This window comes from Mesorhizobium sp. M0018 (genome assembly GCF_040323955.1).
GTDB lineage: Bacteria > Pseudomonadota > Alphaproteobacteria > Rhizobiales > Rhizobiaceae > Mesorhizobium.
The window spans coordinates 26,021-43,185 of the sequence record NZ_JAMYVL010000014.1; the positions used below are offsets into that span (position 1 = coordinate 26,021).

At 57.8% G+C, this 17,165-nt stretch carries 12 protein-coding genes and 2 pseudogenes; 8 read left to right on the forward strand and 6 right to left on the reverse strand.

Annotated elements, in window-relative coordinates; all coding sequences use genetic code 11:
• Positions 1-85 precede the first annotated feature (85 nt).
• Complete coding sequence (locus tag NKJ81_RS19985; RefSeq protein ID WP_352530898.1) at positions 86-1,075, reverse strand: nodulation protein NodZ; 990 nt, start codon at positions 1,073-1,075, stop codon at positions 86-88.
• 795 nt (positions 1,076-1,870) lie between these two features.
• On the opposite strand from NKJ81_RS19985, the gene NKJ81_RS19990 reads away from it, so the two are divergent.
• From NKJ81_RS19990 to gmd, 3 genes and pseudogenes are all read left to right on the forward strand, one after another.
• Entirely contained in the window at positions 1,871-1,999 is a 129-nt protein-coding gene (locus NKJ81_RS19990) for a hypothetical protein (protein ID WP_352541480.1), read from the forward strand.
• 714 nt (positions 2,000-2,713) lie between these two features.
• Positions 2,714-3,030 (forward strand): annotated as a pseudogene (locus NKJ81_RS19995) (nodulation factor ABC transporter ATP-binding protein NodI); the annotation flags it as partial.
• A gap of 131 nt (positions 3,031-3,161) precedes the next feature.
• Positions 3,162-4,232 (forward strand): GDP-mannose 4,6-dehydratase, encoded by a 1,071-nt coding sequence (gene gmd, locus NKJ81_RS20000; protein ID WP_352474458.1) that lies wholly within the window; start codon positions 3,162-3,164, stop codon positions 4,230-4,232.
• 123 nt (positions 4,233-4,355) lie between these two features.
• Here gmd and NKJ81_RS20005 read toward each other — a convergent pair.
• Positions 4,356-4,634 (reverse strand): annotated as a pseudogene (locus NKJ81_RS20005) (integrase core domain-containing protein); the annotation flags it as partial.
• Between the two features lie 921 nt (positions 4,635-5,555).
• On the opposite strand from NKJ81_RS20005, the gene NKJ81_RS20010 reads away from it, so the two are divergent.
• The 5 genes from NKJ81_RS20010 (at position 5,556) to NKJ81_RS20030 (ending at position 11,108) form a co-directional block, all read left to right on the forward strand.
• Positions 5,556-5,828: a hypothetical protein gene (locus NKJ81_RS20010; protein WP_023680062.1), complete on the forward strand. Its 273-nt coding sequence runs from the start codon at positions 5,556-5,558 to the stop codon at positions 5,826-5,828.
• A 123-nt stretch (positions 5,829-5,951) separates the two neighbouring features.
• A complete protein-coding gene (locus tag NKJ81_RS20015) occupies positions 5,952-6,650 on the forward strand; it encodes a thermonuclease family protein (RefSeq protein WP_352541481.1) in 699 nt (232 codons plus the stop codon).
• Positions 6,651-7,496: 846 nt separating this feature from the next.
• Positions 7,497-8,684, forward strand: a complete 1,188-nt coding sequence (locus tag NKJ81_RS20020; RefSeq protein ID WP_352541482.1) for an ABC-three component system protein — start codon at positions 7,497-7,499, stop codon at positions 8,682-8,684.
• A 1-nt stretch (position 8,685) separates the two neighbouring features.
• A complete protein-coding gene (locus NKJ81_RS20025) occupies positions 8,686-9,171 on the forward strand; it encodes a three component ABC system middle component (RefSeq protein WP_352449733.1) in 486 nt (161 codons plus the stop codon).
• Complete coding sequence (locus tag NKJ81_RS20030; RefSeq protein ID WP_352541483.1) at positions 9,171-11,108, forward strand: DUF3732 domain-containing protein; 1,938 nt, start codon at positions 9,171-9,173, stop codon at positions 11,106-11,108. The genes NKJ81_RS20025 and NKJ81_RS20030 overlap by 1 nt, the downstream gene beginning before the upstream one ends.
• A gap of 425 nt (positions 11,109-11,533) precedes the next feature.
• Here the strand turns inward: NKJ81_RS20030 and NKJ81_RS20035 are convergent, their stop codons facing one another.
• From NKJ81_RS20035 to NKJ81_RS20050, 4 genes are all read right to left on the reverse strand, one after another.
• Positions 11,534-13,240, reverse strand: coding sequence for a patatin-like phospholipase domain-containing protein (locus NKJ81_RS20035; protein ID WP_352541484.1), 1,707 nt, complete (start codon positions 13,238-13,240; stop codon positions 11,534-11,536).
• A 12-nt stretch (positions 13,241-13,252) separates the two neighbouring features.
• Positions 13,253-14,224, reverse strand: a complete 972-nt coding sequence (locus tag NKJ81_RS20040) for an HNH endonuclease family protein (RefSeq protein ID WP_352449736.1) — start codon at positions 14,222-14,224, stop codon at positions 13,253-13,255.
• Complete coding sequence (locus NKJ81_RS20045) at positions 14,224-16,254, reverse strand: AAA family ATPase (protein WP_352541485.1); 2,031 nt, start codon at positions 16,252-16,254, stop codon at positions 14,224-14,226. The genes NKJ81_RS20040 and NKJ81_RS20045 overlap by 1 nt, the downstream gene beginning before the upstream one ends.
• Positions 16,255-16,881: 627 nt before the next feature.
• A complete protein-coding gene (locus NKJ81_RS20050) occupies positions 16,882-17,154 on the reverse strand; it encodes a DUF2274 domain-containing protein (protein ID WP_352541486.1) in 273 nt (90 codons plus the stop codon).
• Positions 17,155-17,165 lie beyond the last annotated feature (11 nt).

Below are 17,165 nucleotides of genomic sequence, written 5' to 3' on the forward strand. Positions count from 1 at the left end.
GTATGCCATGGCCCGCCTCTCGTGGATTGCGGTCGATGTCTCTATGCCTGTTCGTTCCATTTGCCGAATTGCCCAGGTAGCGGTCTTAATCAAGATGAGAGATTCTTTGGCTGCCTTCTATCAAAATCAAACGACTTGGGTCCTTCAGATCGAACTCAATTACCCGCGGTACGAAAAGGCGTGCATATCGTGTAAAGGCGCTCGTCGGAGGAAACCGAACTACAGTATCGCAGCGCCCGAGAAGATACATCTCAACGAGGGCGGAAATTGCGCCGTCCATCCCAAGTGCTGCAGTGTGTAAGGGGCCGTCTTGATCGGATCGGAAATGCTTGGGGACGGTGAGAAGATCGGGAAACTTGGCCGACAGATGATCCAGGATTTGCGCGCTGTCCGTGCACAAGAACAGCCGCACAGGCTTGGGGTGCGGTAACGCTTTAGCCTTATCAACCGCAGTGCACACTTGTCGAACGGCGAACTCCGGATCGGCCCAGTAGGGCGCATGGTCCATGATGTCTTCACCGTTACCATGTCGAACATGAACCCCGATGATGCTGTGCCCCTCAAAACATTCTTGGTAAATGGCATCTATGCGTGTTTGAATTTCAGACCGAGGCTTGACACTCTGGAAGACCTGCCGCTCGGCATCCTCATCGCAGCGCCACATCAAGCAAGCGTCACACACTACTGTGTTCGCTTCGACATCGTGTTCGGCCTGAAAGAGCTCGCCCAACTCGTCGCGCTCTTGGAAAATCTGCTCATCTGGGCGGTAAAGGCAGTCGATCGCTGGCCTATTCCACCACTCCGGGAAGAATGGACCCGGGAAGGAAAAGTCGTTGATCCGGTCGTCGCAAATAGCCGGTACGCCAGCGATGTCATTGATCGGTTGGAAGAACACCGGAAAGGCATTTGTGAAGGGTTGGTCGAGATAGCAGGACCCGCGCCAGTCGACGGCTAGCGTTCGTCCCGACCGCTGAGCGTAGCGCCAAGCGGCCGCCAGCGACCACAGACAATCACCGAACCCCGTACGCCTCTGAGAGACGACGAACCTGCGCTTTACCAATCCACTGACCTGCATTTTCGGAAATCTCGTTTCAGAGACGAGGTTGCATCTGGCTTGGGATCTCTTAATCGATACTAGTCGACCGTTACGCCGGGCGATTTGGTAGAGGCTGCGCGTGGGGCAGAAGAGCTCCTCAGCACTGCCTATCCTTATCTCTGTGACGCTCGCAAATCTTGACGCCGGGTACGCTCGCTTCCGGTTTAAATTCAGCGTTCTCTAATGCGCCCGGCGACATGTGTAAAATTGATTGCGTGAATGTGGCCCATCCATGTGATGGATACTAAGGCGTTCCTTGACCATGAGCCTCTGCTGACGTGGGGCCGCGCTTTGCTAAGCGAAACAACCGGTCGAGACAGTCCACAAAGTCCCTTTTTCAAGTCCAATTCTTAACTGCCTCAACGTAACATGTCATTTGCGGGCGTTTCCTGAAGGACGGATGTGCAGGACCCGCCAGCCGTGAATGTCAGGCGCAGGCCATCCACGTCATTTATGGCCATCATGGCGTCCGGTCCCATCGAAAGATGCGACACGGCGCCCTCTGACGCTTTCAAGTGCGCCAACATGGCGCAATTCCTGCCGGATAGCTTTCGAGCCGGCTGGACTGAGCGACTGGCACGCGATGCTGTGCGACGATGTCCGGGAGAGGAATTTTGGCGTCTGCAGCCATGTGGAGGATCGTTCCGACGGTTCTGCGGGTTCTCGGTGTCAGAGCGGACACCTGTGCAAACCCGCTCTCGTCCGTTTTCGACAGGCCCTTGAGGTTCATGACCCTGTTGTTCGCCGAGATCACCCGCCAGTTCAGCGATCCAGGTGAAGATCGGCACGCCTGTCGATGCGGCGATCATCTCCTCGGCCAGCGAAGATGATGAAGAGGGCCATTGGGTCAAGTACAAGCGCCGACCAGCGTTTCATTGCTTCAACGCCCATTTCGGTGCCTAGGCCGATACGGCCCTTGTCGAGGAGATCGCCGTCACGGCGCCCACACCGAGGACGGCAACGCCGTTCCTGATGCTCTGCCCGACAATCCCGGCGAAGTGTTTGCCGACAGCGCCTACCGAGGCAATCATCTCGGCGACGCGGTGCGCGCCAAGGGTGGAAGGCCGCGCATCGTCGCAACCGCTATGTGGGGGCGCGACGAGGCCGAGAGCTTGACGCCTGGAACCAACCGATCCACAGAATTTGTACTCGGATCGAGAAGATCTTCGGCACCTGTAGCCGGATGCGATGGCGAGGGCTGGCAAAGGCGGCCGTTCAAATTCGCCGCACTGCGATCGCCTCCAGTATGAATCACAGTTTGATGGTCGCCTCGTCCCGCCCATCGTTGAAGCCCAGCCACCGTTTTCGGGCTAGCGCGCCCGAAATTCTTTGGAGGTCAAATACGTAATGCCTACCCGGCTTTTCCCCGCCGTCTCAGATGTGCGGTTCGCCCAAAGCCCCCGACTGCCACGAACTTTGTCTTCGCGCGGAGCGAAACCTCGCGCCCACGACTTTGTGCCGCCGATGTGCCGCGCTGCCCTGTCAAACAATCCATTTTATGGATGCACCTCATCCAAACAATCGATTTCACTGATCAAAACAATTTCCATTAGAAGACGCTGAAGCAGGCAAAGATTACTTGGTCAGCGCAAAAGAGGGATGGTGGAGTTCTAGTGTGGCTTGGACCCACATGCTCGCCATTTTATCTGGGAACGGCTACGTGCCCTGCTGGCGCAGGGCAATACGATTCTAGTGGCCACCAACTTCGTGGAAGAAGCGGAGCGGCTATGCAACCGACTGTGCGTGCTTGAGAACGGATGTAGAATCCCAGAAGGGCGTCCTAACTCGCTGATTGATGAGCAAATCGGGTGCGACCTGATTGAAATCTATGTCGCTCACCCCGTGAGCTGAGTTCGGCACTCAGGCCGCATGTGCGACTTAGGCAGGTTAGCGGCGAGACTCTGTTTTGCTATGCCTCCAAGCAGGAGCAGGTGTGCTCGCTGGCTGACACTGTCAATGACGAGCTCCGCGCCACATCTGTCGAAATCCTACCATAGGGTATGAGGCGGGCCGCCGGTGTGGCGAGCCAGATTCGAAACTTCAACTACCATAGAGCAGGAAGAAAATGGGCGAGAACAGGAAAGTTGCTCTGGTTACGGGCATAACGGGACAGGATGGTGCCTATCTCACGCGTCTTCTGCTGGAAAAAGGCTACGTCGTTCATGGGATTAAGCGACGTTCCTCTTCCTTCAACACGGGTCGCATCGAAGACATCTACCAAGACCCGCACGATCCCGATCCGCGCCTAATTTTGCATTACGGTGACCTCACTGATGCGACTAATCTCATCCGAGTAGTTCAGGAATCCCAGCCAGACGAGATTTACAACTTGGCCGCTCAGAGCCATGTCCAGGTGTCGTTCGAAACGCCGGAATACACAGCAAACGCCGACGGTATCGGAACATTGCGACTTCTTGAGGCGATCCGCCTCCTCGGTCTGAAGGACAAGACCCGCTTCTATCAGGCCTCGACTTCAGAGCTCTACGGCCTCGTGCAATCCGTACCGCAGAACGAAACAACGCCCTTTTATCCGCGCAGCCCTTACGCCGCCGCCAAGCTCTACGCCTACTGGATCGTGGTCAACTATCGCGAGGCCTATGGTATCCATGCTTCCAACGGCATTCTCTTCAATCATGAAAGCCCACTGCGCGGCGAAACTTTTGTGACGCGCAAGATCACCCGCGCCGCCGCTGCTATCTACCTCGGCAAGCAGGACAAGCTTTATCTCGGCAATCTCGATGCTCAACGCGATTGGGGCCATGCGCGTGAGTACGTGCGTGGTATGTGGATGATGATGCAGCAGGATCAACCGGATGATTACGTGCTGGCGACGGGCAAGACGACCCCTGTCCGCCAATTCGTCGAATGGGTTTTCGAAGATGTCGGCGTCGCGCTCGAATGGCGTGGTGAGGGAGTCGACGAAAAGGGCTATGATGTCGAGACCGGCAGATGCCTAGTCCAGGTAGACCCACGCTACTTCCGCCCCACGGAAGTCGATCTTCTCCTGGGCGATGCCACCAAGGCGAAGGAGAAGCTCGGCTGGGTGCATGAGACATCCGTGCGCGAGCTCGCCGCGGAAATGGTGCGGGAAGACCTCAAGGTCATGCAGACATCGGTAATCATGAAGGAAGCATAATGTACGATCTGAAGGGAAAAGCCGTGTGGGTCGCGGGCCACAAGCATGGTGGGCAGCGCTGTTGTAGGCCGCCTCGCGTCTGAAGACTGCAAAGTTATGGCCGCCCTGACGTTTCCCCCAATTCTATCCAGTCGTGAGTTCGTTTCCGGGGGTGGATTTGCCCTGATGGCCGGTGGACGCGACGGGTGCTGGCGCGGAGCGTTTCACGTTGCGCAGCGCGAGCGACCGTCGCGGGTTGAAGGTCGATGCACATTCGTTGGGTGTCTGCCATCCGATGTGCGAGTGCGGACGCGCGCCGTTGTAATCGGCGCGCCATACATTGAGCCTCGCGCGGGCCTGGGCCAGGGACGTGAACCGCGTCTCGTTGAGGAGTTCATCGCGAAGGGGGCCGTTGAAGCTCTCGCGTTAGGGTGCTAGCCAACCTCCGACTGTGAACTCGCGGAAGCGATTTACGGCAAGCGCACACAGCAGCTCGTCCACGGCGTTCGTACATGAAGTTTGGAAACTTATAATACTGGTACACACCTCCATGGGGGAACATTATCTCCAATATCTCAGCGATTACCGGATAGCTATCTGCCTTCACCTACCTCGGCCTAGTGCAGAATCTTGGCCGAATGAACTCGGCGCTCTTGCTGCACACCAATGGTCCGTCCCGCGCGAAGTGCGATCATACCGCCGCAGCTTACCTTCAATCCGGCACTGGCGAGGATCTAGATCCAAGCCGACGGCGCCGGGCATCAAATAAAAAGCCGCCGACCGAAGCCAGCGGGCTTGATTGGGATGGCCCGCGCGGACGGTCAAGGCTGCGCCGGCCGACCATGGCGGAGGGACCACCTCGGTCAACGGCACGGCCCGATGACGGCGTGCCGATGTACCACAACATACGGCGAGATAGAGCCTTCCGGCGTCGCGGAAAAAAAGCCCGCCGGTTTTGAGCCAGCGGGCAAGTTCTGGAGTGGCTGAGATCAACCCAGCATCAGTCAACGACCGGCGGAAGGGTTGGTTGCAGTGGATGCCAGCTAGCCGCAGCATGCTGTGAATCGTAGCAAAGTGAAAAACAAAACTCTGGACTTCTAGGTCGGACTCGCCCCAATATTTGTTTGGGGGATTCACATGAAAATTGGAGCACTCATCGCAAGTGCAGCCCTGTGCGTCAGCGGCTGCTCTACGAGCGCTGTCGTGTCGGACAGCGATCTCACGGCAATGAATACCGTTGCGCTATGTCACGTTCTCGCCAGCAGCACGGACGAACAGTATCGTAGCAGGGTAGCGGCCCTTCTAGTGCGCAGGGGCGCAACAGCAGAGAGGTGCACCAGGCTTGTGCAAACCGACAATGCTGTCGCGACAGGCATAGCGATCGCGGCTGTCGGCGGCGCAGCTGTGGGTGTCGCTGCCAACAACGGCTATGGAGGCGGAACATATTACCGGCCACCGCCACCACAAACCTATGGCGTCGCGTGGGACCAATTCTATGGCCAGAACTACAGCGTTATCTGGCGCTGCCGCGACCGGTCCACCGGGCGGTTCCTTGACGATTACTATTGCGCCGGCCTGCCCATGGTCGACAGCGCATGGCCGGGCTGGTCGGCGTAGCGGATGAGCAGGCCATACCGCAAATATCGATCCAATCGGTGGCAGAGACCCACCGGTGCCAAGCTGTGGCGGCGCCACCTTGCGAACGTGCCGGCAATGCTCGGTCTTACGGCAGCGGCGGCGGTGACCGCCTTCCTGGCGCCGTCGGGCGCGCAACTTAGCGACGATGCATCAAAGGCCAGCCCACGAAGGGCGGCGCCCGCCTCGCTTACCGGTGTCGCTTCCGTCATTGACGGCGATACGATCGAAATCCACGGCCAGCGCCTCCGCTTCAACGGCATCGACGCGCCAGAGAGCCGGCAGCTGTGCCGCGATGCGAATGGCGCCGAGTATCCTTGCGGCCGGCGATCGGCCGAAGCGCTGGACACTTTCCTGGCCGCGTCGAGGCCGCTCGAATGCACATTCGCGACGTGGGACCGCTACCACCGCTTTGTCGGCAATTGTCGGCGCGCCGACGGCGCGGGCGTGGCCGCCTGGATGGTCAAGCACGGCCAGGCGCTGGATTGGCCTCACTACAGCCAGGGCGCCTATGGGGGGCAGCAGGCGCAAGCCCAAGCCTCAAAGATCGGCCTGTGGGCCGGGACGTTTCAGGCACCCTGGGAATGGCGCGCTGCGCACGCCGACGGCGCGGCGCCGTCGAGTCGCCCGCTGGGCATCATCAGCCGTAAGCTGGTCGCGCAGAGCGGCTATTCTTGCGAGCCGCGGAGAACGTGCAAGCAGATCGGTTCCTGCGACGAAGCCAACTGGTACCTGCAAAACTGCTCATGGGGCGGAAAACTCGATCGCGACAAGGATGGGATCCCATGCGAAACACTCTGCTAGCTGAAATGTAACGGAGTAAGCGCGCTACGGCCTGTTCGGCTTTCCGCTTACACCGATCCAACGAAGACCATGCATGGGCGACGCGGTCTGCTAACCCCATTTTTTGACGAGGTATTCTATATCTGAAGGGCAGAAAAAGTTATTGCGACAATAGAGAGAAGACGCCTTAACTAAGACTTTCAAAACCGTTAAGTGTATGCTGGCAGGCGATCAAGGCGTGATGTTGCCCTGTCGGGGGGGCGAGTAAAATGCAGACTGTGATGAGTCAAAAGCTGGCAAGCTATGGCCAGTGGACCTACCGTGGTGCCTGGGCCTAGAGATTGCGGCCGCAGCGATTGGTCTTACGACAGGTGTAGCATTAGGCGTACAAGCGTTTTCTGCAAGCGAGTCTGTCACTGCAATGGATTTGACGCTCGCCAGTGCACCCTTTCTCATGGTGGCAATCGCGGAGCTCACCAAGATACCGATAGCTACCCACCGCCAAGACCTTGGATCGGACCTAAGTGTTCGTCCGTTGTCGGAATCCAGCTAATTTGGCCCTGTGTTCCTGAAGATTTTACCAAAAGCGCCTTCAGGGAGGAGGTGCCCATCTTCCGGATGAGAAATCAGTGGCCTGTCAATGTAATGTATTTCGCGGGTGGCGCAGCCGGTTGTCGGAGCACCTTTTGCTGCGCAATTCAAATAGGATTGAAACCACCTGTTTTTCCTATGGGAAACACTCCAGAAATATCGGCTTGAAATTGCAATTGCCGCGAGAGATCGCCAAGCTGATGACAAGGTCGATTCGACTTGGGTGGCAGGTAGCGATTGTCTGGGATAGAGAGTTTTTCTGCAGCAGACTCCTTGGTGGGATATGTCTACCAATGTGAGTATGCGCTATTTCGAGCCCTGGATACGGATGATCCCGCGGAAGGCTTCATGGTGGAAACCTTCGACGACGTGGTCGTCGGAGGGAAGGACGAGGCGTTTGAGCTTTTGCAGCTGAAACACCACGACCCCGCCAAGGCAAAGGCCTTCACCGACAAAAGTGCGGATTTGTGGAAAACGATCCGCATCTGGTCCTCTCTCGTCAGGGACGACGCTGTCGATCCAAGCAAAACCGCGTTCTTTTTGCTCACCACTGCCCAGCCCTCGTCCTCTGCGATGCTTGTGGATTATCTAGCGCCCAAGGGAATCACGGGAGGAACGAGGCACGTAAAGGCTGCTAAAGGCCTTCTCATGCAGATCGCGAAGGAGATAGAGGCCGGAACGACGGGTAGCATGAAGAAGAACGTCGAGCCTTTCTTGGCATTACCAGAAGCCGCCCGCGACGTGCTGATTGGAAACATGACCATAGTGCCGGGAGTGGCGGTTATCGAGAGCCTTCGCCAGAAGATCGTCAAGCGATTAAGCCTGACGGGTGCTACGACCGGAAATCTGGAGCGCTTGGCGCAGTCGCTGGTTGGCTGGTGGTACTGGGTTTTGATCGAGCGCCTCAGAACGAAAGAGAAAGTGCCGATCAGTAAAGAGCTGCTCCAAGAGAAAATTACGGATTTGGTTTCCCAGTATGTCGTGTCGAGCTTGCCTATATTCGAAGACATCACGGACCCGAACGCCGACCAAAAGGCTCGCCTGTTGCAGAGGCTGTTCGTTCGGCAATTGATGGCTATCGGGCACGCTCCGGACAAGACGGCGGTCGCCGGGGCGCTACTTGATGTCTACAAGGCTGATGGGCACATAAAGCGCTGGATTGAGAGCCTGCGGCTGCAGCCAAAGGAATTACAAGAGTTCAAGGATCAGCTTTACGGTCACTGGGCAGCGAAATTCGGTGCGATCGAACCTGACGCAGACGCTTGCCTTGGCCGGGACGGCGTAGAATTTGAGCTAGAAAAGCTCGGCCGAACCGCTCTAAGCGGCTCACTCTCGGGAAGTCAGGCAAAGCTCAAGGACGTCGAGCTCGATTATCTACGGCGCGGCGTCTTACACCTCATGGCGAACGAACCAGTGATCGGTTGGCACCCTCACTGGACCGCGAAATTCAAGCCGGACGAATAATATGGCGTTTGCTCCCTGGAACGATCGGCAGACAGATTTCGCCAACTATTTTAATCCGGGCTATCTCGGCGTCCTCGTGTATAGCATGGCCAAAGGCTATAGCGTTACTAATGGGGGCATGTCGCTGGCCCTTGCGTTTCCCGGCATCGCCATAGCCTTGCATCCCGATATCCGGAATGCCCTTCCCCGCACTATCGCTACCCGATTTTCGAAGTGGCTGAGGGATCACCCAGAACTTCGAACCGACCTGATCTCATCTACGCAGTCCCTTGTTCCGCAGGTCAAGGAGGCCGTTTTGACGTCGCTCCGCTCGAACTGGGTCTCGACTGAGAACGGCCGCCTGATTGCGGCCACCAAGGGGCCTCCGATCTTGAAGTCGGACAAAACCCTTGATGACGACCAGAAGGCGGCCGCATTTGTCGGGAAGTGGTTCGCGAAGGTAGGAGACGACAGAGAAATCTACCAACAGGTAGGAGTAAAACCATAATGCAAATCCAGAGCGTGGTCCTTTACTCCCTTGACGGCAGGATCAACGAAATCTCGTTCGACCTAGGTCGCGTGAACATCCTCACTGGCCCAAGCGGTCGGGGAAAGTCTGCAATGCTAAGCGTCGTCGATTACTGTCTTGGAGCATCGCGTTTCGAGATCCCGGCAGGTGTGATCTCGAATGCCGTGTCATGGTTCGCCTTGAAACTGGATTTTGGTGCGGAAAGGTTATTCGTGGCCCGCCGTAGCGTCCCCGTAGGGAGGACGGCGAGCAATGAGTTCTTCGTGCGGCCAAACCCGGACCACGAAACGCCGCCTATGAGTGATTTGAAGCCGAATGCTCGTCGGGATGATCTTGTAGAAAAGATCGGATCGCTTCTAGGCGTGGGAGTCACGCTTCTTCCTCGGGCCGACGGCACGGCTGACCGACAAAAGCTTACCTTCCGGTCAGGTCTTATCTACAGCTTCCAAAAGCAGAATGAGATCGCCAACCCGGACCTGTATTTCCATCGTCAAAGCGAACTCGCTCAGACGATAAGAGATACGTTGCCATACTACCTCGGGGCAATCTCCCCTGCCATCATCGAAAAGCAAGCCGAACTCCGCAATAAGCGGAAGAGACTGCGAGAGGTCGAGCGTGCGCTTGAACGCGGCGTATCGATCGCCGCCAATCGTGACACGGAACTCGTATCAATTGTGGCGGAAAGCACCCGGCTGGGTTTGATTGCGACATCCGACATCCCAGCTAGGAGGTCGACGGCACAGATACTCGAGAGAGTTTCTTCGGCCCTCCAAACCACTCTTTTCGCCGGTAGCCAATTAGCGGACGGTCAGGACGTTGACGTCCTCAAGCAGATGAATACTGAGCTACTGAATAAGACTCGTGAAAGGTCAGATCTCAAAAAAGAGATTGACGCTCTGGAGCGTTTTGAGAACGACCAAAACGTCGTCGATAGCGCGCTCAACGAGCAGCGGCGACGTTTGACGGCGTTGCATCTCCTCGCAGATGACCACGATTCCAAGCAATGCCCGGTTTGTGAAAGCTGGCTAGAGGGTGTCACGCCGGCTGTAGCGGATATGAAGCAATCTTTGGAAACGCTTGCCGTCGAACTTGCGATGGTGAATTCGGACAAGATCGATGTCCGGGAACAACTCTCAAAGCACCGTGCCGCCGTTACCAATCTCACGTCGGAAATCGCTTCGCTTAGGCGCGAGGTTCAACGCTTGAAGGTCGAGGAAGACTCCATCAAGTCGCTATTGGAGCAGAAACACGAGGTTGCCCGGCTTTCTGGCATGATCGACATGTTCCGCAGGCTCATATCGGTCGACGACGACGAGACACGTGTCGCGATGGAACTTGAGAGGGCCTCCTTGGTCACGGACATCGAAGAACTCGAATCAGAGACTAACCTGTCAGACGTACGTGCGAAGACCGCGACCTTCCTCGGCGGTATCGGGCAGCAGATCACCCGCTGGGCTCGCGAGCAACGTCTCGAATACGCGAACGGTTTTCTGACATTTGATCTCCGCGGGCCGAGGCTTGTCAGCGAGACTGCAGACGAGACGATTCCGTTTTCGCGCTTTGGCAGCGGACGGAACTGGGTCTGGTATCACTTGCTCGGCCATCTGGCTCTCCACGAATGGTTTGCCTCGAACAAGCGGCCCGTACCTAACTTTTTGATCCTCGATCAGCCGTCACAGGTCTATTTCCCTTCAGCTAACGGGGAGACAGAGGACAATGACTGGATGGAGGTCCGCAAAATCTACGAGTGGCTTTTCGACGTCGTCGAGAAACTTGATGGCCAGATGCAGATTATCGTCACCGACCACGCGAAATTCGAGAACGACTCGCGTTTCACAGACCACCTCAAGCACGACTGGTGGGAGGGAGGATCCCTGGTGCCCCAAGATTGGTTGAAGCAAAACCTGCAGTCCTGATGAACCCCCGACGTCATGGTCGCCACGTAAGTCGATGACAGTCATAGTGGTGGGTGTGCCCGCCATCAACTTTGTTTGGCGCGACATCGCTCTGCCACGAGAAGAATATTCCGATCATCGTCTCACCAATATCGCCTTCAACAACCAGCGAAATGCCGTATCAACCGGCCGGGAGGCATTTTGTCGATTGTGAGGTTTTCCCTGCCACCCTGTCGTCACGAGATCATGCTTTTTTCGCCGCATTCTGCCGGATGCGATGCCAATAAATTTTGGACCGCTGCACCTCTAAACAAGTATCCCCCGGCACATGGCGGTTCGATATGATGAACATAGATACCGCACGGGGATCGATGAGTTTGAAACAACCGCGACGTCTTGACCTTTGTCGATCAGACATCTTCGCGGTCCGGCTGCGATTGTCGCGGTCAATAGTCCATCCGGGCAACAGAGCGGATCCGGCTGCGGCTCTTCGGCATATGATCGTCGAAGCTTTCCAGACGCTGTTGCTTCTGAAACGCTTTTCCAAGAGCGGCGATCGCCTCCGCTCGTTCTCGCAAGATCTGCCGTTCGCTTACCGAGGGATCCTTGTAGGATGACGGTTCGTAGCTGGTTGCGATCTCTGCGTATCCAAGCGAGCCCGGTTCGGGTTCTTCTGCGTAGGCATCGGCGAATTGGCGCAGCATCTCGTCGAGCGCGCGGACTTCGACTAGATACCGACGCCACTTGTGCTCGTTGAGTTCGAAATCGTTTGTGATGAGGTCGCCGGCACGTTCGCCGAAGCCGGTGAGCTGGTCTATGCGGGCGGGTGGCATATCCAGGTTGAGGCCGCCCTCCTCCGGTTTGAGGTCGACCGTCACGATCCGTTCGCGATAGCCGGCGAGGATCGACTGGAGGGAATCCTGCCAGTCCTTGGCGCTGTCAAACAGGGCGAACACGAAGGCGATCAGGCCGGAAAAGCCTTGCGTTGGCAGGAGTTGCCCCTGTCCCGCCTTTGTCGGAAGAAATACGCGGGTTTCCCCGGTGCTTTCCGGCTTCTCCCGCCGGCGGTCATATTCGCCGAGAGAGATGCCAAAGGTCGGGCGCGACGGCAGGAAGCGGTCGAAGAAATGTACCGGAAAATTTGACGACAGCCCTCCGTCGGAGAACATGCAGCGCACCAACCTGTCCTGTTCGGGGACGCCGACCAGCGTATAGTCGATCCTGTAGAGCGGCACCGCCGAGATCAGTGCCGGGAAGCTGAGGCTCATACGTGCGAGGACCACTAGCGGAAGATTGTCGATCTTGAACGGATAGAGGTCGCTTGACCCCTCCTTTGGCGTCGTCAGCATCGCGTCGACGACGCGAGCAGGAAAAAGCGAACGGAACTCCCGCTCGGAAAAGAGATGAAGGTTATTCTCCATCGGCAGCACGTAGGGGCGATGCGAGGTGATATCGGTGGTTACCGTTTGCACCTTGATCTGGCGGGATTGAAGATCCTTGACCCCAAGCGGTGCCCCGGTGGCCGAACGCCCGGCGACGAGATCTATCGTGTCGGCTAGCCACTCCGTCAGGGCGGGATGGCCGGCCGTCATATAAGGTTGGGTCATTCCGTTGCAGAGGCCGTAATCGGCCTGCGGGAGCCTGCGGGCGACATCGCGGGCGGCGACCAAAGCCGCTGTGGCGGCCGGCAGAAGAAGGAGCAGAAACAGGAACAGCAAGACAACGAGCAGCGCCGCTGGCAGGGAATGCCAGGTGAACGGGATCATGATGGCGATTATGATCGCAGGGATGGCACCAAAAAGGGCTGGCACCGGGTAGCCCTTCAAAAGCGCGAAGACCGTGCCCGCGATACTTTTCGACATCGCCGCCAGCACTAGATTGAAGACCGGGCGAAGCTCCTGGCGAGGCTGGAATTTCTCCAAGAGCGTCGCTGACAGCTGCTTTGGGAGCGCCTCGATCTTTTCAAATCCGCCTTCGGCGCGACCGAATTCGGCGGCGGCAGTGACCACCGCGGCAATCGCGCCGGCCGACGTACCGCCGATATTGCGGAAGCGGTACTTGCGCGAAAGTTTCACGACGGCCTTCGGGTAGACAACCCCACTTGTGATCCCGCCCTTCATGACGAGGTCGCAGCTCAGTTCAGGCGCGCTCATGTCCCATCTACCTCAATTGATTTTAAGCGTGTCCGACCAGGCCTTCACGAGGCTCGAATAGGGTTGGCCCGGCTCCGCCATCGTGCGGATTTCGTCGAGGATTTGGTTGACCAGCAGGTCGAGCCGCGCGCCCATGGTCTTGGTCTGCTGATCAAGGCTGGCAAGCAGCGTCTCCGAAATCTTGCCGATCTCGTCGATCAACCGGCTCAGGAAATCTAGCTTGCGCAGGACCCGTGTTCTCTCCTGAACCAATCCGAGCCGGTTCAGGCCGTAGACATGGATCGATGTCAGGCCACGCCTGGAAGGGACGTTGTCCTTGAAGGTCGGAAGGACGAGGCCGAGAGGGTCGCCACGGTCAATGTGAAACACCAAGTGCTCTTCCGGAACGTCAACGCAGGGGTTGATCAGGTCGGGCTGCTCGTCGATACCGGGAAAGTCCGCCGTCGCCCTGGCTGCACCGGCGATCGGAAACAAATCCTGCTTGCCAAGCGATGCCTTGACACCTTGCATTTCAGGAGCCGCCAGCAGTTGCGCGAGACTCTCGGGGAATCTCGGCAAGTCCTGCCAGCGCCGCCGATTGCAATCGATGCAACTTGGCAGCAGGTTGTCCCACACCATGGCAAGCCACCAGTAGCCGGGATGATTGGCAACTCGGGCGATGCGTCCCTTTGGCCGGTAATGTTCGACATCGACCGGCGCTTGGTTGGCATACCGGCTTTCGCAATAAGCGCATTTGCCGAAGAACAGCTTGTCGAGCGCGTATTTGACTGCTTCGTCGGAATAGGCGCTGAAACTGAACGTCTTGTCCTTCTTTTTCCTGGTTTTCGCACCTGGAGCCGCAGCGCCGGCGGCCGCTGTCACAGCTTGTGCCTTTGCCTGCGCCGCGAAGAAGATCTTCGCCTTTGCCAGTTCCTTGCCGCCGCGGCTTTTCTCACCGACAAGAACAGCCGGCGCCGAAACCAGGGTCCGATCGACGCGCCGCATCAGATGCCCTCCAGGACGGCCAGGATCCGCCTCTTCGTTTCATCGCGCAGGACCTCGCGTGGCCGGCCGGCAAGGTTGCGCCGCTTGACGAGGTAGTCGGCAACGGCCTCCTGCACGAGGCGGGCAGCCTCGCTCATGCCGACCGGAAGGGCATCCACTACCTGCCTGCGGATCGCGTCCATCGCAGTTCTGACGTTCTGGTCCGGCGCACTCCCGTCCTTTCTTGCGAGATAGTCGCCAAGCCTTGCGAGGCTTGCCTCGATCTCGGGGTCGTCGGTGGAAAACAGGCTGAACAGGTCCGAGGTCAGGAGCTGCTCGATGGTCAGCGCCGACACCTTCGGCAACTGGGTGAGGCTGTCGACCATGAGCGGGATCTGGCCGCTGCCTAGCTGCCTGGCGACCTTGCTCAACACCACCACTTCACCGTCGCGCATTCCCCTGAGGCACAACGGATCATGCGTCGTGACGATGAAGGTCATCGACGGCAATGCAGTGCGCAGGCCCTTCATGATGTGGATCTTCCAGCGCGGATGGAGATGGGCCTCGACCTCGTCGATCAGCACGATCCCTTCCGCCGAGGTCAGCGTTGTGAAGTTCGGATTGATGTCGCGATCCATGAGCCATCGCAGGATGTCGCAGGACAATGCGAGAATGGTACGGAAGCCCGACGAGACGTTTGAGAGCGGGGTCCTGCTCTTCTTGCCGGACGCATCAATCTGCATCTCAACGAAGCATCGCCTCTTGGCCTCGTCTCGATGGATGACTTCGATCTCTTCGGCCGCCCCGAAGATCACTCCCAAGGCCTGGACGACGGCCCGGTACTCGGTCGGCGGCAACCCGAGAAGCCAGTGCTCCGGATTGCTGAGCAGGCTGTCGGTATGGAACAGGCTGAGCACCGGTCGTGACGGTTTCCAGTCATGCAGGTCGCGCACATAATGACGGTAGGCGCCGTAGCCGAAGACCAAGGGCAATCGGTTCTCGCCGATTTGAGAATAGCCCTTGACACCGACCGTGAGTGTCGAGACCTGTCCATTGTCGAACTGAAGGCGAACCTTGGCCGATCGCCTTTGCGGCAGGTCCTCGGCACCCATGAAGCTGGGGTTGAGCCTTAGGCTACCCGGTTCTTCCACCAGGTCGGGGCGCGCGTCGGTGCCGATGAGGGCAAGCGCGATCGCCTCTAGGATGGAGCTCTTGCCAGCAGCGTTTTCGCCAAGGATCAACAATGCCTGCGCCATGCGTTCGGTCGAGTCTGGTGCAGCAGGCAGTTTGATCGACAGCGTCTCAATGGCCTTGAAGTTCGTCAGCCGGATTTCCTTGAGGCGGGGGGGTGCTCCCGCTATGTCGTCTTCCTCGACGATATTCGCAGAAGCGGCAATCCGCACAATTTCCGCGTCGCTGGCATCGACCTGGCGCCTGAGTATCCGCCAGAGGCCTACGAATTCATTGGTGTCGTTCGGCCCATCGCCTTCAAGTTTTGCATAATCGTCGAAGGCCTGCTTTCGTCTGGTTCTCAATCGCGTCCGATTGAGCCGGAAATGCTTGATGGTTTCCTCGCCCTGTGGACTTGCAGCTTCCATCGATCCGTCTTTCCGCGGGACGAGATGGCGGGCAATGTCGTCGGCACAGGGATCGACTAGGAGCGGTGCCTCGTTGAGGACCATGTCCGGCCACGTCCCGTCGCCTTTCTCGACAAACCGGGCATATTCTTCCGGCGTCGGGATAGGCGTCCTCTGTCCGTCGACCGGGAAGTAATTGGTTCGTTTCGGCCTGCAGTCCCCGCAGCTCGGACAGAGATTGATCCAGGCATCCGACAGCCAGCCGTAGTAGAGATGGGCATCGCGTGCCCGCCCGTCCTCCTCGCTGCCGATCGTTGGCTCGGCATCGTTCATCGGCCTGAAGCGGTGCAGGAACATGCTTTTCGAAGCCTGTTCGCAGAACGCGCACTTTCCCAGGAACATGTGCGAGAGATCGCGCATGATCTCCCGTGACTCGAGCTGCATGATCGGAACGCGGGTCTGTTCGCGTTTCATCGGATCCAACTGAAGATAACGGAGAAAGGATTGACGTCTCTCCGTAGCGAGCGAGCCCCCCAAGGCCGCTGGCGGACTTGGTGCCCGCGCGACGTTTCGCATGATCTACTCCAAGTGATTCGGTGTCGGCACGTCAGGCTTCATTTTAGGCTAAAAGACGATTCCTCGGCGGGCAGCGTTTTCTACCTTTTAGAGCCAAGGCTGATCATGTGAATATCGCGAGAAACTAGCAACCATAAAGTTTCTTCGAAGAATAACTTCTCGCCTGCTGCGGCTCATAGCTGTGACTTGCCTCATCTAGTCGGGAGAGAGCAGCGGAGCCGCGAGGTTATCGGCCCAACGCCCCGCCCGTCGAAGCCCAGTAAGTTGCAATATCATGATCTACCTAGGCCTGATCGGCATCACGATCACGCCACAAGCTCACGTGTCGTGTCTGCGGCATCATGTCTGCTTTCAGTGCACGTCTGACGTCGACGGGGTGACCGACATGAGGCGCAGAGCCGGCATTGGTTCGGGGCAGATCAGCTCGACTATTGTGCCCTATGTTTCGGCTTGCCGCCGGCAAGTTGCTTCAATGCATTCGCCCGCCTAGAAAGGTGCCCCCTCGGACTCACTGGTCGCTGTGACTTATTCGGACCCTGAAATTGGCTGCCGCCGCGATTTCTCTGACATGTCGACGACAGGGAGCCCTTCCTTTCTGGCCTTGGCAAACGCTCGATCGCTTTCCAGGAACTCCGCCAGCATGAACGGGATCAGTTCCGCTACCGATTCGGACTCGCCATAGGTCTGACGATAAAGCGCCGCATAGTCCTTCAGTGCTTGGTTCAGGTCTGCACTTACGCTTATGGTGATCTTCGAAGGTGTCCGATCCGGAAGTTTGCCGAGTTTCAGATTGGTCATGATGACTCCAG

Excerpts from the sequence above, each read along its gene's own strand:
- NKJ81_RS19985 (WP_352530898.1), bottom strand. The coding sequence starts at position 1,075 with ATGCAGGTCAGTGGATTGGTAAAGCGCAGGTTCGTCGTCTCTCAGAGG.
- gmd (WP_352474458.1), top strand. The coding sequence starts at position 3,162 with ATGGGCGAGAACAGGAAAGTTGCTCTGGTTACGGGCATAACGGGACAG.
- NKJ81_RS20025 (WP_352449733.1), top strand. The coding sequence starts at position 8,686 with ATGGCGTTTGCTCCCTGGAACGATCGGCAGACAGATTTCGCCAACTAT.
- NKJ81_RS20030 (WP_352541483.1), top strand. The coding sequence starts at position 9,171 with ATGCAAATCCAGAGCGTGGTCCTTTACTCCCTTGACGGCAGGATCAAC.
- NKJ81_RS20035 (WP_352541484.1), bottom strand. The coding sequence starts at position 13,240 with ATGAGCGCGCCTGAACTGAGCTGCGACCTCGTCATGAAGGGCGGGATC.
- NKJ81_RS20040 (WP_352449736.1), bottom strand. The coding sequence starts at position 14,224 with ATGCGGCGCGTCGATCGGACCCTGGTTTCGGCGCCGGCTGTTCTTGTC.
- NKJ81_RS20045 (WP_352541485.1), bottom strand. The coding sequence starts at position 16,254 with ATGAAACGCGAACAGACCCGCGTTCCGATCATGCAGCTCGAGTCACGG.
- NKJ81_RS20050 (WP_352541486.1), bottom strand. The coding sequence starts at position 17,154 with ATGACCAATCTGAAACTCGGCAAACTTCCGGATCGGACACCTTCGAAG.